Source organism: Promicromonospora sp. Marseille-Q5078 (assembly GCF_050315395.1).
GTDB lineage: Bacteria > Actinomycetota > Actinomycetes > Actinomycetales > Cellulomonadaceae > Isoptericola.
In genome coordinates this window covers 3,691,184-3,713,573 of the sequence record NZ_JBNPQG010000001.1, presented here as the reverse complement: position 1 = coordinate 3,713,573, position 22,390 = coordinate 3,691,184, and the positions used below count along the sequence as shown (strand labels likewise).

General features: G+C 72.7%; 20 protein-coding genes. 11 read left to right on the top strand and 9 right to left on the bottom strand.

What is annotated here, in order from left to right:
- Nucleotides 1–67: 67 nt before the first annotated feature.
- The 5 genes from ACQFYA_RS17075 to ACQFYA_RS17055 all read right to left on the bottom strand — a co-directional run bounded on the left by ACQFYA_RS17075 (nucleotide 68) and on the right by ACQFYA_RS17055 (nucleotide 4,942).
- Nucleotides 68–1,444 (bottom strand): hypothetical protein, encoded by a 1,377-nt coding sequence (locus tag ACQFYA_RS17075; RefSeq protein WP_499126143.1) that lies wholly within the window; start codon nucleotides 1,442–1,444, stop codon nucleotides 68–70.
- 164 nt (nucleotides 1,445–1,608) lie between these two features.
- On the bottom strand, nucleotides 1,609–2,931 hold the full coding sequence (locus tag ACQFYA_RS17070) for an aspartate aminotransferase type Ic (protein WP_499126142.1): 1,323 nt from the start codon (nucleotides 2,929–2,931) through the stop codon (nucleotides 1,609–1,611).
- Between the two features lie 87 nt (nucleotides 2,932–3,018).
- Nucleotides 3,019–3,531 carry an SRPBCC family protein gene (locus ACQFYA_RS17065; RefSeq protein ID WP_499126140.1) on the bottom strand — a complete coding sequence of 171 codons (513 nt, stop codon included), beginning with the start codon at nucleotides 3,529–3,531 and terminating at the stop codon, nucleotides 3,019–3,021.
- On the bottom strand, nucleotides 3,528–4,439 hold the full coding sequence (locus ACQFYA_RS17060; RefSeq protein WP_499126138.1) for a hypothetical protein: 912 nt from the start codon (nucleotides 4,437–4,439) through the stop codon (nucleotides 3,528–3,530). Before ACQFYA_RS17060 ends, ACQFYA_RS17065 begins: the two co-directional genes overlap by 4 nt.
- Nucleotides 4,436–4,942, bottom strand: a complete 507-nt coding sequence (locus ACQFYA_RS17055) for an OsmC family protein (protein WP_499126137.1) — start codon at nucleotides 4,940–4,942, stop codon at nucleotides 4,436–4,438. Before ACQFYA_RS17055 ends, ACQFYA_RS17060 begins: the two co-directional genes overlap by 4 nt.
- A 184-nt stretch (nucleotides 4,943–5,126) precedes the next feature.
- Here ACQFYA_RS17055 and ACQFYA_RS17050 point away from each other — a divergent pair, with 184 nt between their 5' ends.
- Nucleotides 5,127–5,879, top strand: a complete 753-nt coding sequence (locus ACQFYA_RS17050; RefSeq protein ID WP_499126135.1) for an SDR family oxidoreductase — start codon at nucleotides 5,127–5,129, stop codon at nucleotides 5,877–5,879.
- 39 nt (nucleotides 5,880–5,918) lie between these two features.
- A complete protein-coding gene (sigJ, locus tag ACQFYA_RS17045; protein WP_499126134.1) occupies nucleotides 5,919–6,836 on the top strand; it encodes an RNA polymerase sigma factor SigJ in 918 nt (305 codons plus the stop codon).
- A gap of 18 nt (nucleotides 6,837–6,854) precedes the next feature.
- Here the strand turns inward: sigJ and ACQFYA_RS17040 are convergent, their stop codons facing one another.
- Nucleotides 6,855–8,246, bottom strand: a complete 1,392-nt coding sequence (locus ACQFYA_RS17040) for an NAD(P)/FAD-dependent oxidoreductase (protein WP_499126132.1) — start codon at nucleotides 8,244–8,246, stop codon at nucleotides 6,855–6,857.
- 538 nt (nucleotides 8,247–8,784) lie between these two features.
- On the opposite strand from ACQFYA_RS17040, the gene ACQFYA_RS17035 reads away from it, so the two are divergent.
- From ACQFYA_RS17035 to ACQFYA_RS16995, 9 genes are all read left to right on the top strand, one after another.
- Nucleotides 8,785–9,609, top strand: coding sequence for a thymidylate synthase (locus tag ACQFYA_RS17035; RefSeq protein ID WP_499126131.1), 825 nt, complete (start codon nucleotides 8,785–8,787; stop codon nucleotides 9,607–9,609).
- A 7-nt stretch (nucleotides 9,610–9,616) separates the two neighbouring features.
- Entirely contained in the window at nucleotides 9,617–10,141 is a 525-nt protein-coding gene (locus ACQFYA_RS17030) for a dihydrofolate reductase (protein WP_499126130.1), read from the top strand.
- 375 nt (nucleotides 10,142–10,516) lie between these two features.
- Nucleotides 10,517–11,497 carry an ABC transporter permease gene (locus ACQFYA_RS17025; RefSeq protein WP_499126129.1) on the top strand — a complete coding sequence of 327 codons (981 nt, stop codon included), beginning with the start codon at nucleotides 10,517–10,519 and terminating at the stop codon, nucleotides 11,495–11,497.
- 11 nt (nucleotides 11,498–11,508) lie between these two features.
- Nucleotides 11,509–12,171 carry a YesL family protein gene (locus tag ACQFYA_RS17020; protein WP_499126127.1) on the top strand — a complete coding sequence of 221 codons (663 nt, stop codon included), beginning with the start codon at nucleotides 11,509–11,511 and terminating at the stop codon, nucleotides 12,169–12,171.
- Nucleotides 12,172–12,185: 14 nt separating this feature from the next.
- Complete coding sequence (locus ACQFYA_RS17015) at nucleotides 12,186–13,697, top strand: extracellular solute-binding protein (RefSeq protein ID WP_499126126.1); 1,512 nt, start codon at nucleotides 12,186–12,188, stop codon at nucleotides 13,695–13,697.
- Nucleotides 13,698–13,804: 107 nt separating this feature from the next.
- On the top strand, nucleotides 13,805–15,148 hold the full coding sequence (locus ACQFYA_RS17010) for a glycoside hydrolase family 28 protein (RefSeq protein ID WP_499126124.1): 1,344 nt from the start codon (nucleotides 13,805–13,807) through the stop codon (nucleotides 15,146–15,148).
- Entirely contained in the window at nucleotides 15,145–16,653 is a 1,509-nt protein-coding gene (locus ACQFYA_RS17005; RefSeq protein WP_499126123.1) for an extracellular solute-binding protein, read from the top strand. The genes ACQFYA_RS17010 and ACQFYA_RS17005 overlap by 4 nt, the downstream gene beginning before the upstream one ends.
- A gap of 1 nt (nucleotide 16,654) precedes the next feature.
- On the top strand, nucleotides 16,655–17,158 hold the full coding sequence (locus tag ACQFYA_RS17000; protein ID WP_499126122.1) for a hypothetical protein: 504 nt from the start codon (nucleotides 16,655–16,657) through the stop codon (nucleotides 17,156–17,158).
- Nucleotides 17,155–18,081 carry a carbohydrate ABC transporter permease gene (locus tag ACQFYA_RS16995; protein ID WP_499126121.1) on the top strand — a complete coding sequence of 309 codons (927 nt, stop codon included), beginning with the start codon at nucleotides 17,155–17,157 and terminating at the stop codon, nucleotides 18,079–18,081. The genes ACQFYA_RS17000 and ACQFYA_RS16995 overlap by 4 nt, the downstream gene beginning before the upstream one ends.
- Nucleotides 18,082–18,163: 82 nt before the next feature.
- Here the strand turns inward: ACQFYA_RS16995 and ACQFYA_RS16990 are convergent, their stop codons facing one another.
- From ACQFYA_RS16990 to xylA, 3 genes are all read right to left on the bottom strand, one after another.
- Nucleotides 18,164–19,564 (bottom strand): serine hydrolase domain-containing protein, encoded by a 1,401-nt coding sequence (locus ACQFYA_RS16990; RefSeq protein ID WP_499126119.1) that lies wholly within the window; start codon nucleotides 19,562–19,564, stop codon nucleotides 18,164–18,166.
- A 4-nt stretch (nucleotides 19,565–19,568) separates the two neighbouring features.
- Nucleotides 19,569–21,077 carry an FGGY family carbohydrate kinase gene (locus tag ACQFYA_RS16985; RefSeq protein ID WP_499126118.1) on the bottom strand — a complete coding sequence of 503 codons (1,509 nt, stop codon included), beginning with the start codon at nucleotides 21,075–21,077 and terminating at the stop codon, nucleotides 19,569–19,571.
- Between the two features lie 90 nt (nucleotides 21,078–21,167).
- Nucleotides 21,168–22,334: a xylose isomerase gene (xylA, locus tag ACQFYA_RS16980; RefSeq protein WP_499126116.1), complete on the bottom strand. Its 1,167-nt coding sequence runs from the start codon at nucleotides 22,332–22,334 to the stop codon at nucleotides 21,168–21,170.
- Between the last annotated feature and the right edge of the window lie 56 nt (nucleotides 22,335–22,390).

Genomic DNA, 22,390 nt, shown 5'->3' with positions numbered 1-22,390 from the left:
GCGGTTGCCCCCGGTACGACGCGCGAATCGCGCGTCATACCGGGGGCAACCGCCTGTTCGGCGCTGGTCAGGATGCCGGCGTCGGGGTGGCGGTGGCGGACGGGTCGTCCTCCGCGGAGCCGCCCGACGACGAGCCCGCGCCCTGCTCCGCGTCCGAGCCGCCCGTGCCAGTGCCCGGGTCGGTGCCGGAGCCGGTGTCCGTGCCGGTGTCGCCGGTGGAGCCGTCGTCCGTGCCCCCCGACGTCCCGCCGGACGTGCCGTCCGAGGTGTCCGAGCCGTCGTCGCCCGTACCGCCGGTGCTCCCGCCCGTGCTGCTGCCGTCGGTGCTGTCGTCCGTCGTGCCGCCGGTGGAGCCGTCCGTCGGGGTGTCCGTCGCCGTGTCCGGGTCCGTGCCGCCGGTGGTCTCCGGCGTGGGCTCGTCGGTCGGCGCGTCCGTGGTGCCGGTTGTGGAGCCGCCGCCGTCCGTGCCCTGGTCGGTGTCGTCGTCGGGCACGTTCGTCGGGTCCTCGGACGGGCTGGTCGGCACGGTGGTGGCGTCGTCCGGGTCGGTGGAGCTGCGGCTGATGCTGGTGCCGGAGCCCTCCTGGCCGCGCACCGCGTCGGAGAGCGGCTTGCCGATGACGAGCTCGACGACCAGCACCACGCCCATGACGACGACGAACAGGCCGGCCGCCGTCATCGCGAGCACCTTGCCGGTGCCGTGCTTCTCGACGAAGCGCAGCCACGCGTTGCGGGGCTCGGGCTCGTCGGCACCCTGCTCGTCGGTGCCCTGGTCCTCGGCGCCGGTCGCGCCGTCCGCCGTCGTCTCGTTCGCCGTCGTCTCGTTCGCCGTCGTCTCGTTCGCCGTCGTCTCGTCCACGGTCGTCGGGTCCACCGGGAACCCGTCGACACGTGTCTCGTCAACCCGGGTCCCGCCGGCCGTGCGCTCGACGGTGTCCGCCGTGCCGTCGTCGACGCCGAGGGCCGTGGCTCCCGACGTGCTGACGACCGTGCCGCGGGACGTCGTGGTCGTGGCGGCGTCGCCGAGCCGGATGGACGCGGTGCGGGAGCGCGCGCCCGCCGCCGGGGCGGTGCGCGCGACGACCTTGGTGACGACCGGCTTGAGCTGCTCGTGCGTCTTCTCGATCGAGCGGGTGTAGAGGAAGTTGCCGATGACCGTGATGACGCTCGCCAGACCGGCGCCGATGATCGTGCCGGCGACGCCGAAGAACGACATGAGCACGGTCGCGCTGATCGCCGCGAGGGCGCTCGCCGCCACCTGGGTGAGCGAGAGCCGGGTCTTGGCGGGGGCCGCGTGCTCGTCGGCGCGGGGTGCGTCGGGGGAGGCGCCCTGGGCCTGGGAGCGGGGCGGGTCGCCCGGGGCGGGGGAACGGGGGAGGAGGTCACGAAGGGCTGCGTCCAGGTCGGGGTCGTCGGTCCGACGCCCGCTGGCTCCCGCGGGCACGAGGGCCGCGCGCCGCGGGCTCCGGCGTCTGCCGCGGGCGTCTCCAGCAGCCTAGGCCGGGCGTGTGCAGGTCGCAGCGGGCGGTCGTGACCCGGCCCGAGAGGAAGCGCGAAGATCCTGTGAGGCCGCTGTCCGAGGGCAGGTGAGCGGCGGTGTCGACAGGCTCAACCGGTGACGGAGGCGGCCTCCGCCGCGGCGAGCAGGATGCAGGTGGCGACGCCGTCCATCGCCACGCGCACCTCCTCCAGGGGCGGCATGGTCGGCGCGAGGCGGAGGTTCCGGTCCTGGGGGTCCCGGTGGTACGGGAACGTGGCGCCCGCGGGGGTCAGCGCGATGCCCGCCTCCTTGGCGAGCTGCACGACGCGCGCCGCCGTGCCGGGCACGACGTCGACGGACACGAAGTACCCGCCCTGCGGCTCCGTCCACGTCGCGACACCGCGGTCACCGAGGCGCTCGGCGAGGATCGACGTGACCGCGGAGAACTTGGGAGCGAGGATCTCGCGGTGCTTGCGCATGTGGGCGCGCACGCCCTCGGCGTCGCCGAAGAACTGGGCGTGCCGCAGGTGGTTGATCTTGTCCGGGCCGATGGACCGGATGCCGAGGTGCTTCGTGAACCAGGCGACGTTGGTGGGCGACCCGGCGAAGAACGCGACGCCGGACCCGGCGAAGGTGATCTTCGACGTCGACGCGTACAGCAGCACGCGGTCGGGGTTGCCGGCCTCGGCCGCGAGATCGATCGCGTTCGCCGACTTGGCGCCGTGCTCGGTGAGGTGGTGCACGGCGTACGCGTTGTCCCAGAAGATGCGGAAGTCGGGGGCGGCCGCGGGCATCGACACCAGGCGGCGGGCGACGGCCTCGGAGACGACGGAGCCGTCCGGGTTGGCGTACGTGGGGACGACCCACAGGCCCTTGATCGTCGGGTCGTCGGCGACCAGCGCGGCGACGGCCTCGGCGTCGGGGCCGTCCGGGGTCATCGGCACGGTGACCATGCGGATGCCCAGCTCCTCGCAGATCGCGAAGTGCCGGTCGTAGCCGGGCACCGGGCAGACGAACGTGATCTGCTCCTCGCGGGACCAGGGCCGGTCCGACCCCGGCACGCCGAACAGCAGCGCCTGCACCACGGTGTCGTACATGAGCGTGAGGGACGCGTTGCCCTGAGCGAGGAGCTGCTCCACGGGCACGCCGAGCAGCTCGGCGAAGATGCGGCGCAGCTCGGGCAGGCCCGCGAGGCCGCCGTAGTTGCGGGTGTCCGTGCCGTTCTCGGCGGCGTGCCCGCCCTCGCCCGGCAGGGCCAGGAGCGCCTCGGAGAGGTCGAGCTGCTCGGCGGACGGCTTGCCGCGCGTGAGGTCGAGCGTCAGCCCGCGCGCCTGCAGGTCCGCGTACTCGCGGCGCAGGTCGTCGAGCCTGCCGGCCAGCTCGGCGGCGAGATCGGCCGCCGGGGCGGACGGGGAGGTGGACGACGGCGCGGAGAAACCCTCGGTGCTCACCCCACGGACCTTACCGGCCCGCCCGCGGGGGTGGCAGGGGCGTCCCACCGGCCAGCCGTCGCCCAGCCACCAGCCCGGGAGCCTGGGTCAGGGGCGCCGTGCGAGCGCCCGCCCGAGGCGCGCCAGCGAGAGCTGCATGAAGCCGCGCAGGACGAGCCCGACCAGCGGGTCGGTGACGGCGCGGGGGAAGGGGCCGGCGAGGTGCGCCTCCTCCCACCACACGACGCGGCAGCGTCGCTCGTCGAGGGGCACGACGTCGAACCCGGCGTGCCCGAGCAGCACCGGGCCGAGCTTGCGCAGCCGCGTGCGGCCCACCCGGGAGGCGGCCGTGGACGGGCGGTCGAGCTGCTCCACGACCATGCGGTCCAGGACGACCACGCGTCCGAGGAGGCTGCCGGGGTCGCGACGCACGCCCGGCCCGCTCGCCATCGCGTAGCGCGCGCCCACCTCCGGGCCCCGTCCGGCGGGTCCCTCCAGGCGGGTGGCGACGATCCACCGCGGGTGCGTGCGCAGGTCCGCGACCCAGGCGTACGCGACGGACGCCTCCACGGGCACGAGCCGGGCGACCTCGACGCGGCGGGCGCGACGCTCGGCCGTCATCGCCCGGCGTCCCCGCCGCGGCCCTTGCGGCGCGGCAGCCACCGGCTCGGCGACGTGCGCCGACCGGGCGCGTCGAGCGACCGCAGCTCGGGCACGTCGGCGCCGGGCTCGAGCACCGCCTCCACGACGCGCGGGAAGTGGTCGGGCGGGGGGCCGAACGCGCGCCGCGACTGCGCCACGACGCCGTGCCCGAGCGCGCGCCCGCCCGCGACGCCCACCACGATGCCCACGCCGAACGGCAGCAGCCGCCCGAGCGCGAGCGACCCCTGCTTCGCGACCTGCCGCTTGAGGAACTGGCGGGCGAGGGTCCGGTTGACCCGCTTGATCGTGGTCTGCGGCATGGACGTGAGCAGCACCTTGCCCCACGCCACCGTCGAGCCGCCGATCGCGTTCTCGACGTCGCGCGCGCCGCGGTCGCCCAGCACGGTGGCCAGCAGCAGGGCGCGCCGGCGGGGCACGTCGTCGATCTCGATCCCGTGCACGTCGGCCACCGCGAGGGCGAACGCCGCCGAGGACGCGAAGAAGGTCGCGACGTCGCCCGTCGTGAGGGCCGTCGCCGCGGCCGTGCCGACCGACGGCGCGGCCGCCGCGGCGCCCACGGCACCGCCCGCCGTCGTCAGGAGCGCGAGGTACTCCTTCTCCAGGATCCGCACGATCCCGGCGGGGTCCGCCTCGGGGTTGCGCTCCCGCAGCTTGTCCACGTGCTTGTGGATCGCCGCCGACGGGATGGTCACGGCCTTGTCGAGCAGCGCGTCGAGCACCGGCGTCGACCGGTACTGCGCCCACTCCTCGCGGCGCGTCGCCGCGTCCGGTACCTCGGCGACGTCGTCGCCCCGCTCGTCCCGGGGGACGACCTCGCCGCCCGTCGTGCCCTCGACCGGCCCGCGGCCCGCGTCGCCCGCGCTCACGACGCGGCGCCCTCCGCGCCGTCGCCCGCCGGCTGCTCGAAGACCGCCGGGGGCACCAGGGCGCCCGCCTTGAGGGTGCGGCCCACGGTGCAGGCGCGGTCGATGGAGCGCTGCGCCAGCAGCAGCGTCTTGTTGCGCGTCTGCTCGTCGAGGCCCGAAAGGTCGATCTCGAAGCGCTCCGTGAGCACCGGGTAGCGGTCCTCGTCCATGTCCTTGGGGTCCTCGACGCGCACGACGACCTTGTAGTCGTCGCCCAGCACGCGGGCGAACTTCACGTCGCTGCTCATCCCCGCGCACGCGGCGAGCGCGATCTTGAGCAGCTCGCCGGGCGTGAACACGGCGCCGGCCTCGACGGGCCCGACCTCCACGCTCGCGCCGCGGCCCGAGTGCCCACGGTAGGTGCGGGTGCCGGTGCGCTCCACCCACAGCGGGTCGGTGGGCGACGGGGTCACGGGGGCCGCGGCGTCGGGGGCGGTCTCGGTCGTGGTGCTCTGGTCCGTCATGAGGTGATCCTCCCACTGGTCGTCCGGGGGCGTCCGGGCGGTCCCGGGGAGAACGTGCGAACGCCCTGCCCGATTCCGTCGTGTGGCCCGGGTCACACGACCGGGCTGTCACGGAACGTCCGCGCCCCCGGTCAAGAGGGTGTCGGGCGGCCACCGGGCCGCGCACCGCAGAGAGGACAGGCTCATGAAGATCGTGGTCGTCGGTGGGACGGGACTCATCGGGAAGCAGGTCGTCGCACTCCTCACGGAGGCCGGGCACGAGGCCGTCGCGGCCGCGCCGAGCACCGGCGTGGACACCCTCACCGGCGAGGGCGTGGACGCGGCGCTCGCGGGCGCGGACGTCGTCGTGGACGTGTCGAACTCGCCGTCGTTCGCGCCGGACGACGTGTTGCACTTCTTCACGACGTCGACCCGCACCCTGCTCGACGCCGAGGCGCGCGCCGGCGTGCGGCACCACGTGGTGCTGTCGATCGTCGGCGCCGACCGCAACCCCGACTCCGGCTACCTGCGGGCGAAGGTCGCGCAGGAGGCGCTGGTGCGCGAGGGCGGCATCCCCTGGTCCGTCGTGCGGGCCACCCAGTTCTTCGAGTTCGCGGCCCAGATCGCCGACGGCGCCACCATCGACGGGACGGTGCGCATCCCGCCGGTCGGGTTCCAGCCGATCGCGTCGGCGGACGTGGCCCGGTTCGTCGCCGAGGCCGCCGCGGGCGAGCCCAGCCACGGGCACGTCGACGTCGCCGGCCCGGAGCGGGTGCGGTTCGACGCGTTCGTCCGCGGGGCGCTCGAGGCTGCGGGCGACGACCGCGAGGTGGTGGCCGACCCGTCGGCGCCGTACTTCGGCGCCGTGCTCGTGGAGGACTCGATCGTGCCGCAGGGCGACGCCCGGCTCGGCGCCGTGACGTACGCCGAGCACCTGGCGGCGCGGGCGGCCGCTTGACCCCTCCCGCACCGTCCCGGCCGGGCGTACCGTGACCGCATGACGACGCGCCCGTCCGCGCCCGAGCGCCCCGGCGCCCTCGACGAGACCGAGGGTTCCGGGGCGCTCGACGCGTTCCTCGCGGCACGCCCGCAGCTGTTCGGCATCGCCTACCGCATGCTCGGGAGCGTCGCCGAGGCGGAGGACGTCGTGCAGGACGCCTGGATCCGCTGGCAGGGCACGGACCGCGGCGTCGTGCAGAACCCCGCCGCCTTCCTCACCACGGTGACGACGCGGCTCGCCATCAACGCGGCGACGTCGGCGCGCGCCCGGCGCGAGACGTACGTGGGGCCGTGGCTCCCCGAGCCCGTCGACACGTCCGCCGACCCGGCGCTCGGCGCCGAGCGGACCGAGGCCCTCGAGACGGCGACCCTGCTGCTGATGGAGCGGCTCACCCCGCTCGAGCGCGCCGTCTACGTGCTGCGGGAGGCGTTCGGCTACCCGCACCGGCGGGTGGCGGAGATCCTGGACCTCACCGAGGCGAACGCGCGGCAGCTCGCGCGCCGGGCGCGGGAGCGGCTCGGCACGCGCGAGGCCGTGCCCGTGGACCCGGGCGAGCACCGGCGCCTGCTCGACGAGCTCGTCGCCGCGGCGCACGAGGGCGACCTCGCCCGCTTCGAGCGCTACCTGGCGGACGACGTCGTGGCGCGCCCCGACGGCGGCGGGCGGGTGCACGCGTCGCGGGTCGAGCTCGTGGGCCTGGCGCGGGTGTCGCTGTTCCTCGACAACGTGTGGCGCAAGTTCTGGAACGCCGGCGAGGTGCGCGTCGTCGAGGCCAACGGGCTGCCGGCGATCGTCGTCGACATCGACGACGCGCCGTTCGCGCTGCTCTCCCTCGACGTCGTCGCCGGCCGGGTCGAGCACGTGTACGTGCAGGTCAACCCGGACAAGCTCGGAGGGTACGCCGCCGCGGCCTGAGCCCGCGGCGGCGCCCGCTCAGGCGACGGGCAGCGGCGTCTCGTCCCGTGGGCCCTCCGCCGGCGCGGGCTCGTCGACGTCCTCGGCGGGCGCCGTCGCCGCGGCGAACGCGGCGCGCGGCGTCTGCACCGAGGCCAGCGAGACGACGTCCCGCCCGAACGTCGCCGCGGTGAGCCATACGGCGAGCACGCGGGCCTTGCGCTCCCACGTCGGGATCGCCAGCACGTGGTAGCCGCGGTGCATGAGCCACGCGAGGCGGCCGCGCACCACCAGCCGGCGGAACTGGAAGATCCCGGAGCCCAGGCCGAGCGTCGCGACCACCCCGAGGCTGCCGTGCACGTAGGGCCGGGTCGGGCGGCCGTGGAGCGTCGCCACGAGGTTGCGCGCCAGGCGCCGCCCCTGCCGAACGGCGTGCTGGGCGTTCGGCACGGCCAGCGCGCCGGGCCGCGGCACCGCGAGGTCCGGCACGGCGGCGCCGTCGCCCGCAGCCCAGGCGTCGTCCACGGGCGCGTCGTCGGTGCCGACCCGCAGGTCCGGTCGCACGACGACGTACCCGCGGTCGTCGACGGGCAGGTCGGTGTGGGTCGCGACCACGGGGTTCGCCGCGTTGCCCGCCGTCCAGACCAGCAGCCCGGACGGGAACGACTCGCCGGACGTGAGCGTGACGACGCCGTCGGCCGCCGAGGCCAGCCCGGTGCCGAGGTGCACGTGCGCGCCGCGCCGTTCGAGCTGCTCCACGACCCAGCGGCCCGGGCGGTCCGTCACCTCGGGCAGGATCCGGCCGGCCCGCTCCACGAGGTGGAACCGCAGCTCGGCGGCGTCGATCTCGGGGTAGCGGGGGAGCAGGTCGTGCGCGAGGGACAGCAGCTCGCCGAAGCCCTCGACGCCGGAGAACCCGCCGCCGACGAAGGTCACGGTGAGCAGGCGCTCGCGCTCCGGCCCGGGCGGCAGGCTCGCCGCCCGGTCGAACGACGTGAGCAGACGGTCGCGGATGGCGACGGCCTCCTCGACGTGCTTCATCCCGATCGCGTGCTCCGCCACGCCGGGGACCGGGAAGACGCGCGTCACCGCGCCCGCCGTGACCACCACCGTGTCGTAGGGCAGGCGGTACGGCTCGCCGGACCGGGGGCGCACGACCACCGCGCGGTCGGCGTGGTCCACGCGCGTCACCGACCCGTCGACGAGGCGCGTGCGGCGCAGGTGGCTCCGGTGCGCCACCGCCGCGTGTCGCGCCTCGACGGACCCGGCCAGCACCTCCGGCAGGAACGGCTGGTAGGTCATGTACGGGCGCGGGTCGACCAGCACCAGCTCGACGTCCCCGCGCCGCAGCTCCCGCCGCAGCCCCTTCTCCAGCTCCTGGGCCGCCGTGAAGCCCGCGTAGCCGCCACCGACGATCACGATGCGTCGCATCACTGCCTCCTGTACCGCGCCCGTCGGGCGCTCTCACCACGTCGACCACGCAGCGGTGCAGGTCGTGACACCCGATCGGTGTGACGTCGGCGACGACAGCGCGGCAGTTCGGGATCAGATCGGCAGCTCGGACTGCCGATCTGATCCGGAACTGCCGCGGTGATCGGCCTGTACCCCGAGTGCCCAGCTGGATCCGGACCTCCTCGACGTGCACGCTCGCGCCGGCCGTACCAGCCGAAGACTGCGACGGCGATCATGACGCCGAGGCCTAGGCCGAGAACCATCGCCGTGCTGCTGTCACTCTCGGCGAGGAGCATCGGCAGACGCACCAGCGCTCCCACGGCGACGAGGGCGGACCCCACGAGCACGGTGCGGCTCGCCGCGCTTCGTCGAGGGCGGGCCGGCGCGCGACCTTCCTGGTCAGGACTGTTCGAACGCGTGCTCATCCGTCACCCCTCGTCGTCGTCGCGACGGATCCTGCCGCGGCGCGCCGGAGCGACCGCCGCCGAGGTCGTCGGTGGAACCTAGACTGGCCCGCATGACCGCGCCCACGCCGTCGAGCACCCCTGTCCCGACCCCCTACGAGGACCTCCTGCGCGACGTGCTGGAGCACGGCACGCACAAGGAGGACCGCACCGGGACGGGCACGCGCAGCGTGTTCGGACGGCAGCTGCGGTACGACCTGCAGCAGGGCTTCCCGCTGATCACCACCAAGCGCGTGCACCTCAAGTCGATCGCCTACGAGCTGCTGTGGTTCCTGCGCGGCGACTCCAACGTGCGCTGGCTGCAGGAGCAGGGCGTGACGATCTGGGACGAGTGGGCGTCGCCCGAGGGCGAGCTCGGCCCGGTGTACGGCGTGCAGTGGCGGTCGTGGCCGACGCCGGACGGCCAGCACGTGGACCAGATCGCGGGCGTCATCGACCAGATCAAGGTCAACCCGGACTCGCGGCGCCTGATCGTCAGCGCGTGGAACGTGGCCGAGCTCGCGGACATGGCGCTGCCGCCGTGCCACCTGCTGTTCCAGTTCTACGTGGCCGACGGGAAGCTCAGCTGCCAGCTCTACCAGCGCTCGGCAGACCTGTTCCTCGGCGTGCCGTTCAACATCGCGTCGTACGCGCTGCTCACGCACATGGTGGCCGCGCAGACCGGGCTCGAGGTCGGCGAGTTCGTCTGGACGGGCGGCGACTGCCACATCTACGACAACCACGTGGAGCAGGTGCGCACCCAGCTGTCCCGCGACCCGTACCCGTACCCGTCGCTGCGCCTCGCGCCCCGCGACTCGATCCTCGACTACACGTTCGAGGACATCGAGGTGCTCGGCTACCAGCACCACCCGGGCATCAAGGCCCCGGTCGCCGTCTGAGCCCCTCGTGATCGGGCTGATCTGGGCGCAGGCGCGCGACGCGGCCGGCCGGGCCGTCATCGGCGCCGCCGGCGCCATCCCGTGGCGCGTCCCCGAGGACTTCGCGCACTTCAAGGCGACGACCGCCGGGCACCCCGTGGTCATGGGCCGTCGCACCTGGGAGTCCCTGCCGCGCCGACCGCTGCCGGGCCGCACCAACGTCGTCGTGACCCGCCGCGCCGGGTGGTCCGACGGCGGCGCCGTCGCGGCGTCTTCGCTCGACGAGGCCCTGGCGCTCGCCGCCGCGGCCCCCGGCGGGGACGAGGTGTGGGTGATGGGCGGCGGCGAGGTCTACGCGGAGGCGATGGCGCTCGCGGACCGGCTCGTCGTCACGGAGGTCGACCTCGACGTCGAGGGCGACGCGTTCGCCCCCGCCGTCGACGGCGCGGCCTGGGAGGTCGTCGACGACGGCGCCTGGGCGACCTCGTCCGGCCCGGGCGCCCTCCGCCACCGCGTCCGCACCTACGCCCGCGGGTCGCGCCCCGCGAGATAGTCCGCGGTCCTGCGAGGTAGTTCGAGCTCCCGCGAGGTAGTCGGAACAGCGCCGAGGTAGTGGACCAGACCACTACCTCGGCGCGTCTCGAACTACCTCGGCGAGCCCGGAACTACCTCGGCGCGTCTCGAACTACCTCGGCGCCACTCGAACTCCCTCGGCGGGCTCGGAACCGCCGTGCGCCGGGGCTCCGCCGGGCACCCGCATCACGATCTCCGCACCGATCGGTGGAAGGCGCTTGCCGATTCCGGTACCTGTCGGGTACGTTTCCGAGAAACCGGTTACCGGCGCGTTTCACCAGGGACGCGGATCGCTCGACGACGAGCAGAGGGGCACGCCAATGGTGGTAGTGACGGACGACAAGGGGCTGGCGCGGTGAGCGCGGTCACCGCCGCGAAGACCGCGGCGCCGACGACGCCGACGACGAGCACTGCCACGCCGTCGCCCCCGCGCAGGAAGCGGGTGCCCGCCCTGTGGAAGCACAAGACTCTCTACCTGATGGCCCTGCCCGGCATCGTGTACTTCCTGCTGTTCAAGTACGCGCCCATGGGCGGGCTCGTCATCGCCTTCCAGGACTACCTGCCGTTCCTCGGCATCACGGGCAGCCCGTGGGTCGGGTTCGACCACTTCGTGCGCTTCTTCACCGAGGACACGTTCTACGTGCTCCTGCGCAACACGCTGATGATCTCGCTGGGGATGCTGATCTTCGCGTTCCCCGTGCCGATCATCGTGGCGCTGCTGCTCAACGAGGTGCGGACCAAGTGGTTCCAGCGCAGCATCCAGTCGGTCGTCTACCTGCCGCACTTCCTGTCGTGGGTGATCGTGGTGTCGATCTTCTACGTGCTGCTCACCACCGACGGCGGCTCGGTCAACAACCTGCTCGTCTCCTGGGGCCTCGAGCCGATCCCGTTCCTCACCGACCCCGACTGGCTGCGGCCGATGTACATCTTCCAGGAGATCTGGAAGGGCGCGGGCTGGGGCACGATCGTCTATCTCGCGGCGATGACCGCCGTGGACGTGCAGCTCTACGAGGCGTCGGAGCTCGACGGTGCCGGCCGCATGCGCCAGGCCTGGCACATCACGCTCCCGGCGATCCGCCCGACCATCATCGTCATGTTCATCCTCGCCATCGGCGACTTCCTGGAGCTCGGGTTCGAGCACATGTTCCTGGTGATGAACTCGCTGAACCGCGACGTCGCCGACATCTTCGACACCTACGTCTACACCGCGGGCATCGAGAACGGGCAGCTCAGCTACGCCGCCGCGGTCGGCCTCTTCAAGGGCCTCGTCGGCCTGCTCCTCGTCGTCTTCGCGAACCGCCTCGCCAAGCGGTTCGGCGAAGAGGGCGTCTACTAAAGGGGCGGCCGGTGTTCTCCTTCGAAGGTTTCGTACGCATCGACGCGTTCTGCCGCGGCGTGTTCCGGGTGGTGTGCCTCAACCTGCTGTGGCTGGCGACGACGGTGCTCGGCCTCGGGATCTTCGGCTTCGGGCCCGCGTGCTACGCGATGGCGAAGTACATGGACCGGTGGCTCCGGCACGGCGAGACGCCGTCGCCCGTGCGCACCTACGTCGCCTACCTCCGGGAGCAGACCCGTCAGGCGATGGTGACCGGCTGGATCGTCCTCGCCGCCGGCGCGGTGATCGTCACCAACGTCTTCGCCGCGGCCACCTGGGCCCTGCAAGCCGTGAACGTCCTCGCCCTGGTGGTCCTCGGGATCGCGACGGCGTACGTCTTCCCCGTGATGGCGGCCACCGACGTCGTCACGGTGCGGCGGCGGTTCGCCGCGGCGCTGCTGATCGGCTTCGGGTCGCTGCACTGGACCATCATCGGCGCCGCCGCGGTCGGCGTCGCCGAGTGGCTGCTGTGGACCTACGCGACCCCGATGCTTCTGCTCTTCGGGGCGGGAGTCCCGGCCTTCGCGGTCGGGATGGTCACCCGAGTCGTGTTTCGCCCCCTGACGGAGTCCCCGGACATGCCGGGCCGCTCCCTGCACCACCTGAGCGCACCTGTGACGGAGCAGGTGTCATGAGAGGAGCTACACCCATGAGCAAAGCCATGTTCGTGAAGGGCGCGGCCACTGCGGCAGTGGCGGCGCTCGCCCTCACCGCCTGCAGCGGGAGCGGGTCGGGAGACGGCGGTGGGGAGGCCGACGACGGCCCGATCACCTGGATGTCCATGCTCCACACGCCGGTGACGCCGGACGAGGACGGACCGATCCAGACCGCGCTGGAGAAGTACACCGGCCAGGAGTTCACGATGCAGTGGGTGCCGGACGCCTCGAAGGAGGAGAAGATCAACTCCGCCCTCGCGTCCGGCGAGCTCGCCGACATCGTCTCGCTCACGGTCACCGACAGCACGACGGTTCGCCAGGCGCTCGGTGCCGGTCAGTTCTGGGACGTGGAGCCGTACCTCAAGGACTTCCCGAACCTGTCGAAGATCGACGCGCAGACGCTGGACGCGGCGCGGCTGGACGGGAAGCTCTACGGGGTGCCGTTCCAGAAGATCAAGGCGCGCTACGGCGTGGTCGTCCGGCAGGACTGGCTGGACAACCTGGGCCTGGAGGCGCCGCACACGATCGAGGACCTGGAGAAGGTCGCGGTCGCGTTCGCGAACGACGACCCGGACGGCAACGGCAAGGACGACACGACCGGGTTCATCGACCGCGAGGAGAGCTTCCTCGTCGGGTTCCGGTCGCTGACCGGGTACTTCGGCGCGGGCGACAAGTTCGCCGTGGACGACGCCGGCCAGGTGCACGCCGCCTTCGCCAGCGACGAGTTCAAGGCCGCCATGGAGTGGTACCGCGGCGTCTACGAGAAGGGCGGGGTGAACCAGGAGTTCGTCACCGTCCAGAAGCAGAACCAGCAGGACGCCATCGCCCGCGGCAAGGGCGGCATCGTCGTCACGGGCCTCTTCGAGGCGAAGAACTACATGGCACTCGCCGAGAGCGCCGACCCGAAGACGCCGATGAAGTGGGCGCTGATCAACGACATCACCCAGGGCGGCCAGCCGCACCGCATCATCACCGACACCGGCGGCGGCATGGGCGGCTGGCTCGCGCTGCCCAAGTCGGCCGTGAAGGACGAGGCCGAGGTCACGAAGGTGCTCGGCTTCATCGACAAGCTGCTGGACGAGGAGCCGTACGGCCTCATGACCAACGGCGTCGAGGGCGAGCACTACTCGGTGGACGCCGACGGGGTCGTGACGATCGAGGACCAGACCGCCTGGGAGCAGGAGGTGCAGCCGTACTCGTCGTCGCGCCCCTCGGAGAAGGTCGTGACCTACAAGAGCTCGGCGCCGTACGTCGACGAGGCGAACGAGAAGATGACGGCGCAGGAGCCCGACGTCGTCATCAACCCGACCCAGTCGCTGTCCTCGGACACCTTCGACCGCCAGTGGTCGACGATCGAGGACAAGGCCATGGACGCGTACAACCGGTACATCACGGGCCAGATCGAGATGTCGGACTACGAGGCCGTGGTCGAGGACCTGCGTGGCCAGGGTCTGGACGACATCGAGCAGGAGTTCACCGCGGCGTACGCCAAGGTGAACGGCTGACGATCCCGTCGGTCGAGCCTACCGAGACCCGTCGCCGGTTGAGCTTGTCGAAACCCACCGAAGGTTTCGACAAGCTCAACCGGCGGACCCGACCTGAGAGGCGACACGTGCACACCCTCGACGAGACCCTGGCCACGGCCACGCTGCAGGCCGCGATCGACGACGCCGCGGCGGCCGGCGGCGGCACGGTCGTGGTGCCCGCCGGCACGCACCGCACCGGGGCCCTGCGCCTGCGCTCCCACGTGGAGCTCCACCTCGAGGCGGGGTCGCGGCTGGAGTTCGTGCCCGATCCCGCGCTGTACCCGCCGGTGGACGCGCGCTGGGAGGGGGCCACCGCCACCATCCACCAGCCGTGCCTGTACGCGCACGGCGAGACCGGCGTCGCGATCACCGGCCTGGGCACGATCGACGGGGGCGGCGCGGCCTGGTGGGACACGTTCCGCCACGACCGTGACTCGCTCGCCCACCCCCGGCCCACGCTGATCGGCATCCACGGGTGCGAGCACGTGACGATCCGCGACGTCACCCTGACGAACTCGCCGGCGTGGACCGTGCACCCGCTGCTGTGCCAGGACGTGAGCGTGTCGGGCGTGCGGATCCACAACCCGGCCGACTCGCCCAACACGGACGGCATCAACCCCGAGTCGTGCCGGAACGTGCGCATCAGCGACTGCCACATCGACGTGGGCGACGACTGCATCGCGATCAAGGCGGGCACCGAGCGCACCGCCGAGCGCGTGCCGTGCGAGAACGTCACCATCACCGGCTGCACGATGGTGCACGGGCACGGCGGCGTCGTGCTCGGCAGCGAGATGAGCGGCGGCATCCGCAACGTCGTCATCACGGGCTGCGTCTTCCAGGGCACCGACCGCGGCATCCGGCTGAAGTCCCGCCGCGGCCGCGGCGGCGTCGTCGAGGACGTGCGCGTCACCAACGTGGTCATGGACGGGGTGCTGTGCCCGTTCGTGATCAACCCCTTCTACTTCTGCGGCCCGGACGGCAAGGAGCCGTGGGTGGCCGACCGCAACCCGTACCCGGTGGACGAACGGACGCCCGCGTTCCGCCGGATCCACCTGGCGCACGTCACGGCCCGCGGCGTGCACGCCGCCGCCGCGCACCTGTACGGCCTGCCCGAGGCGCCGCTGAGCGAGATCACCCTCGACGACGTCGCGATCTCGTTCGCCGACGACGCCCGGCCGGGCGTGCCGGCGATGGCGGCGGGCGTCGACCCCGTCGCCCGCGCCGGCCTCCGCGTCGGGTACCTGGCGGACTCCACGTTCTCTCGCGTCCGTGTCGTCGGCGCGCAGGGGCCCGAGCTCGTCGTGGAGGCGAGCCCCACGCTGCGGGTCGTGGACGTGACCGGGCAGATCGAGCGGGACGACGACGTCGTCTCCCGTGCACCGAGCGCGCCTGCGACGGAGCAGGCGCCACGAGAGGAGCAGATCGTATGAGGAAGAGCCTGTTCACCCGGGGAGCGGTCGCGGCTGCCGTGACCGCGCTCGCCCTCACCGCGTGCAGCGGTGGCGGCTCCGGCGACGACGCGGCCGAGGCCGACGGCCCCATCACCTGGATGGCGACGCTGCACACGCCTGTGACGCCGGACGAGGACGGACCGATCCAGACGGCGCTGGAGAAGCACACCGGCGAGGACCTCGAGATCCAGTGGGTGCCGGCGGCATCCTCGGCGGAGAAGCTCAACGCGGCGCTCTCCTCGGGCGCGCTCGCCGACATGGTCTCGATGGCCCCGGTCGACAGCTCGACCGTGCGGCAGTCGCTGAAGTCCGGGATGTTCTGGGACGTGGAGCCGTACCTCAAGGACTTCCCGAACCTGTCGAAGATCGACCCGCAGACGCTGGACGCGGCGCGGCTCGACGGGAAGCTCTACGGGGTGCCGTTCCAGAAGATCAAGGCGCGCTACGGCGTGGTCGTCCGCCAGGACTGGCTGGACAACCTGGGCCTGGAGGTGCCGCACACGATCGAGGACCTGGAGAAGGTCGCGGTCGCGTTCGCGCAGGACGACCCGGACGGCAACGGCAAGGACGACACGACCGGGTTCCTCGACCGTGAGGAGAGCTTTGACCTGGGCTTCCGGTCGCTGTCGGGGTACTTCGGCGCCGGGGACGACTTCGAGCTCGACGACGCCGGCAACGTGCGGTCGACCCTCGACAGCGACGCCTTCAAGCAGGCGATGGAGTGGTACCGCGGCGTCTACGAGGCCGGCGCGGTGAACCAGGAGTTCGTCACCATGCAGAAGACGAACCAGCAGGACGCGATCGCCCGTGGCAAGGGCGGCATCATCGTCACCGGGCTCTTCGAGGCCAAGGGCTACCTGGCGCTCGCCCAGGACGCCGACCCGACGACGCCGATGAAGTGGGCGCTCGTCAACGACATGACCGCAGGCGACGTGCCGCGGCGGATCCTCACCGACACGGCCGGCGGGCTCGGCGGCTGGCTCTCCTTCCCCAAGTCGGAGGTGAAGGACGAGGCCGAGCTGAAGAAGGTCCTCGGCTTCGCCGACAGGCTGCTCGACGAGGAGGCGTACGGCCTCATGACGAACGGCGTCGAGGGCGAGCACTACTCGGTGGACGCCGACGGGGCGGTGACCATCGAGGACCAGACCGCCTGGGAGCAGGAGGTGCAGCCGTACTCGTCGTCGCGGCTCTCCGAGAAGGTCGTGACGTACAAGAGCACCGAGCCCTACGTCGACGAGGGCAACGAGAAGATGCTCGAGAACGAGGAGTACGCCGTCGTCAACCCCGCGCAGTCGCTGTCCTCCGACGCCTACGACCGGCAGTGGACCACGATCCACGACGAGGCCAAGGACGCGTACAACAAGTACGTCGTGGGCCAGATCGAGATGGCGGACTACGAGGCCGCGATCGAGAAGCTGCGTGGCCAGGGCCTGGACGACATCGAGCAGGAGCTCACCGCGGCCTACGCCGAGGTGAACGGCTGACATGGCCGTGACCGAGACGCCCGCACCTGGTTCCCTCGACGACGTCGACGCGACGTCGCCGATGCGGCGCACCGTCGAGCTGTGGCTGGCGGGTGCGACGGCGGCCCTGACGACGTTGCTGCTCGGTGCGTTCACCCTCGTGGTGAACGGCGTCGACGAGCAGACGTTCGCCGACACGCTGTACCCCCTGCTCACCGACGCGGGTGTCACCACGGCGGGTGCGGGTGTCTCGGTCGACGCCGCCTACGAGGCGACGCGCACCCTCGCGGCGTGGTTCGGCTTCACGGTGGTGGTCGTGCTCGGCCTCACGGTGGTCGGCTTCTGGCGCGCTCGCCGTCGGCCGTCGCGACGGTCGACCGGCTGGTGGTTCCTCGCGGCCGGGCTCGCCTGCCTCCTCGGCAGCCAGCTCCTCCTCTACCCGATCGCCTTCGGGTTCTTCGTCACGGCAGGGCTCTTCGCCCTGCGTCGCCCCGATCAGCATCCCCAGACTGGGAGTTCCAGATGAGCAACAACGTCGCGGCAGCGTCTGCCGCCCGACCCCTGCGCACCACGGGTCGCGCCCGCAAGCCCTCGGTCGGGGTGCGTGTCTTCCAGGTGGTCAACGCCGTCGTCCTGACCGGCTTCGCGCTGCTGTGCCTGATCCCCTTCCTGAACGTGCTCGGCAGCTCGCTCGCCACGCCCGGCGAGATCGCGACCCGGCCGTTCATCCTGATCCCGCAGACCTTCACGCTCGACGCCTACCGGTACATCCTGTCGACGTCGACGATCTTCCAGGCCATGGGGGTGTCCGTCTTCGTCACGGTGGTCGGCACGTTCCTCAGCCTGCTGGTCACCGCGCTCATGGCGTACGCGCTCTCGAAGCGGTACCTGCGTGGTCGCCGGGTGATCAACTTCCTCGTCGTCTTCACGATGCTCTTCAGCGGCGGCATGATCCCCACGTTCATCGTGGTGCAGAAGCTGGGACTCATCGACTCGCTGTGGTCGCTGATCCTGCCGGTGATGATCAACGCGTTCAACTTCGTCATCATGCGCAGCTTCTTCCAGGGCATCCCGGACAGCCTCGAGGAGGCCGCGCGCATCGACGGGTGCTCCGAGCTCGGGGTGTTCTGGCGGATCGTGCTGCCGCTGTCGCTCGCGTCGATCGCCACGATCGGCCTGTTCTACGCGGTCTACTACTGGAACACCTACCAGAGCGCGATCCTCTACATCAACGACTCGGAGAAGTGGCCGATCCAGGTGCTGCTGCGCCAGATCGTGATCGTGGCGTCGGGCATGAACGCGGACGAGGGCTCCGTCGACGTGGTGCCGCCGGCCCAGTCGGTGAAGATGGCGGTCATCTTCGTGGCGACGCTGCCCATGCTGCTGGTGTACCCGTTCATCCAGCGGTTCTTCGTCAAGGGCGCCCTGATCGGCTCCGTGAAGGGCTGACCGCCGCCGGCAACGCCCGGACCCCGCTGGTCGAGCCTGTCGAAACCCGTCTGGTCTCGACAGGCTCGACCGACGAGTCCGTTCAGCCGGCCGGGGAGTACGCGGCGTGGAACGTCCAGCGCGGGTCGAGCGTCTCGCCGAACCCCTGGGACTGGACGGCGAGCGTGCCGTCGTCGAGCAGGACGAGGCGCAGGCGGAGGGTGGCGAGCTCGTCGCCGTGCGTCCCGGCGCGGACGTCGAGGGTGCCCGGGCCTGACCAGCCCGCTGTGACGACGGCGGGCTCGCCGGCCACGGTCGTCACCGCGGCGCCGGACGTGTCGAGGGCGAGCGACCAGCCGTCCGTCGACGCGACGGTCCCCCCGCCGGGGGCGAGGTCGAGGGTCAGCCCCGCCGGCCCGGCGTCCGGCGTGCGCGTGGCCCAGCGGCCGGAGAGCGGGCGCGCGTGCGCGGCGTCGTGCCGGGGGGCCGGCCACGCGAGGTCGACCAGGTCGGGCGCCATGCCGGGCGCCATGCCGGGCGTCACCTCGGCCGCCTCGCCGCGCGCCGGGGCGACGAGGTGGTCGAGGACGAGATCCAGGAGCTTCTGGTCGCCGCTCGCGGCCGCCTGGGCGTCGGCGGTGACGACGACCGAGACCCGGCAGGCGGGGTCGCCGTAGACGATCTGGCCGCCGAGGCCGAACATCAGCCAGCCGCCCTGCGGCGGCAGCCAGAGCTGGTAGCCGTAGGCGGCGCGGAACGAGCCGCCCCAGGTCTGCGTGGCCGGGTCGGACTGCGGGGACGTCGCCGCGTCCAGGTAGTCGGCGGGCAGCAGCCGGGCGCCGTCGTGCACGCCGCCGTCGAGCAGCAGCCGCGCGAGGCGGCCGAGGTCGTCGGGCGTGCAGATCAGGCCGGAGCCGCCGTGGCTGAACCCGTCCGGGCCGGGCAGGAAGCGCAGGCCGGGGCTGACGCCGATCGGGTCCAGCACCCGCGGGCGCAGGTACTCCGCCACGGACGTGCCGGTGGTCCGCTCGACCAGGGCCGCCAGGGTGTACGACGCGCTGGTGTCGTAGGTGAAGAGCGCGCCCGGCGGGTGGGTCGGCGGCACACGGAAGTAGGACTCGAGCCAGCCGCCCTCGCGCACCTTGTAGGTCGTGGACCGGTGCGGACCGCGCATCGCGAGCATGTCGCGCAGGGTGGTCGCCTCGAGCCACGGGTGCGGCGGGCTCCCCGCGACCAGGTCGGGGAAGTGCCGGACGACGGGGTCGTCCAGGCTCAGCGCCCCCTCGGCGGCGAGCAGCCCGACCGCGAGGCCGGTGACCGTCTTCGAGAGGGAGTACATCCGCTGCGGGACGTCGTGACCCCGGGGCGCGCACGCGGCGGCGAGCAGCCGCTGGTCGCCCGCGCGGACGTCGACGGTGTGGATCGCGACGTCCAGCTCGTGGGCGCGCGTGACGACGGTCTCGAGCCCCTCCGCGAGCCCCGGCAGGCCGGTGTGCGTGGCCACGGGCTCAGACCAGGTCGCGGACGGCGGCGTACTGCTCGCGCACCACGGGCCGCGGGTCGGCGTCGAGCGTCGTCGCGATCGTCGTCGACCACCCGGGTGCCGCGGCACCCGCGTCGTCGGCGGCGGCCAGGACCCACGCGGCCTGGCGGGCCGCGCCGTCGGCCACGTACTCGCCCGGCTCGGGGACGCCGATCGCGAGCCCGAACACCTGGGTCGCCACCTGCTGCACGGCGGGGGACTGGGCGGCCCCGCCGATGAGCATGACGCGCTCGATCGGCACGCCCTGCGCCCGCAGCGCGTCGAGGCCGTCGGCCAGCCCGCAGAGCATGCCCTCGACGTACGCGCGGGCGAGGTGCTCGCGGGTGGACGTCGCCAGCCGGACGCCGTGCAGGGTGCCGGTGGCGTCGGGGCGGTTCGGGGTGCGCTCGCCCTCGAGGTACGGAACGAGCACGAGGCCGTCGGCGCCGGCGGGGGCGGCGAGCGCGAGGTCGGCGAGCTGGTGCACGTCGACGTCGAGCACGGACCGGGCGGCGTCGAGCACCCGGGCCGCGTTGAGCGTCACCGCGAGCATCAGGGCGTTGCCCGTGGCGTCGGCGAAGCCGTTGATGGCGCCGGTGCCGTCAGCGGTGCGCTTCGGCGCCACCGCGGAGACCACGCCCGAGGTGCCGATCGAGACGGCGATGTCGCCGGGCGTCATGCCGAGCGCGAGCGCGGCGGCGGCGTTGTCCCCGGCTCCCGGGCCGAGCAGGGCGCCGCCCTCGACGTCCGCGCCGGCCACCGACGCGTGGGCGACGCCGCCGGACTCCGCCGGGCCGAGCACGCGGGGGAGCACGACGTCGTCGCGTCCGAGGGCGAGCTTCAGCAGGTCCGGCCGGTACGCGCCCGCGCCGGACTCTCCTGAGCCTGTCGAAGGGCCGTCCGCCTCGGCGTCGTAGTAGCCGGTGCCGGACGCGTCGGAGCGGTCGGTGCGCAGCGCGTCGAGGCGCGGCCCGAGCGGCGACCCGCCCTCGGGCCCGAACCCGGCGATGCGCCAGGTCAGCCAGTCGTGGGGGAGCGCGACGGCGGCGACGCGCGCGGCGTTCTGGGGCTCGGCGTCGCGCAGCCAGCGCAGCTTGGTGACGGTGAGGGAGGCGACCAGCACCGACCCGACGGCGTCGGCCCACGCCTGGGCGCCCGCGGTCCGGTCGCCGTCGCCGAGCTCGGTGATGAGGTCCTCGGCCGCCGTGGCGGAGCGGGTGTCGTTCCACAGGATCGCGTCGCGGACCACGCGCCCCTCGGCGTCCAGGGCGACGAGGCCGTGCTGCTGGCCGCCGACAGAGATCGCCGCCACGTCGTCGAGGCCGCCCGCGTCCTTCGACGCGGCGAGGAAGGCGTCCCACCAGTGCTGCGGGTCGATCGAGGTGCCGTCAGGGTGCTTCGCCGTGCCGGAGCGGACGAGCCGCCCGGTCTCGGCGTCGCGCACGACGATCTTGCAGGACTGCGTGGAGGTGTCCACGCCGGCGACGAGGGGCATCGTTGCTTCCTTCTCGGTACGGGCCGTCGCCGGTCGAGCCTGTCGAGACCGGGTCTCGACAGGCTCGACCAGCAGGGTGTGGCGGTGTGATCAGCCGATGAGGTGCTTCAGCGCGAGCTGGTGCAGTCGCACCAGACCGTAGTCGCGCTCGGCGACCGCGTCGACGTCGACGTCCTCGTACGCGGAGCGGTCCGCGAGGAAGTCGTCGAACGACTCGCCCGCGGCCAGGGTCGGCTGGCCCAGCTCGAAGATGCCGGCGTGCTCGAACGCCTTCTGCACCTCGGCGTCGTCGCGGTAGGCCTTGGCCTTGGCGGCGAGCATGTCGTAGGTCTCCATGTTCGCCTTGGCCGACTCCCACACGCCGTCGAGGAACTCGGTGCGGCTCGGCTTGTAGTCGAAGTGGCGCGGGCCCTCGTAGCGGGGGCCGCCGTTCGGGAAGCCGTTCTCGAGCATGTCGACCGTGAAGAAGGCGCTCAGCAGGTCGCCGTGACCGAAGACGAGGTCCTGGTCGTACTTCGGGCCGTGCTGACCGTTGAGGTCGATGTGGAACAGCTTGCCCGCGTACAGCGCCAGCGCGAGGCCGTGCGTGTAGTTGAGGCCGGCCATCTGCTCGTGGCCCGTCTCCGGGTTGAGGCCCACGATGTCGCCGTTGTCGAGCGTGTCGATGAGGGCGATGGCGTGGCCGATGCTCGGCAGGAAGATGTCGCCGCGGGGCTCGTTCGGCTTGGGCTCCAGCGCGATGCGCAGGTCGTAGCCCTTCTCCTTGATGTAGGAGGCGACGGTGTCGATGCCCTCCGCGTAGCGGGCGTGCGCGGCGTGCAGGTCCTTGGAGTTGTCGTACTCCGTGCCCTCGCGGCCGCCCCACATGACGAACGTCGAGGCGCCCATCTCGGCGGCCAGGTCGGCGTTGCGCAGCACCTTGCGCAGACCGTAGCGGCGCACCTCACGGTTGTTCGAGGTGAACGCGCCGTCCTTGAAGATCGGGTGCGTGAAGGTGTTGGTCGTGACCATCTCGCAGACGAGGCCGGACTCCTCGGAGGCCTTCTTCACCGCGTCGATGTGCTTCTGACGGTCCGCGCCCTCGGCGCCGAACGGGAAGACGTCGTTGTCGTGGAACGTGAAGCCCCACGCGCCGAGGTCGGCCAGCTTGCGGATCGACTCGGCCGGGTCCAGGTCGGGGCGGGTCGCCGTCCCGAACGGGTCGGCGGCCGGCCAGCCGACGGTCCACAGGCCGAACGAGTACTTGATGTCGCTCACGGAGTTCTCCTCGTCGAGGTGGGTGCCGGGTCGGGGCGTCGCGTGGTGCCGGAACG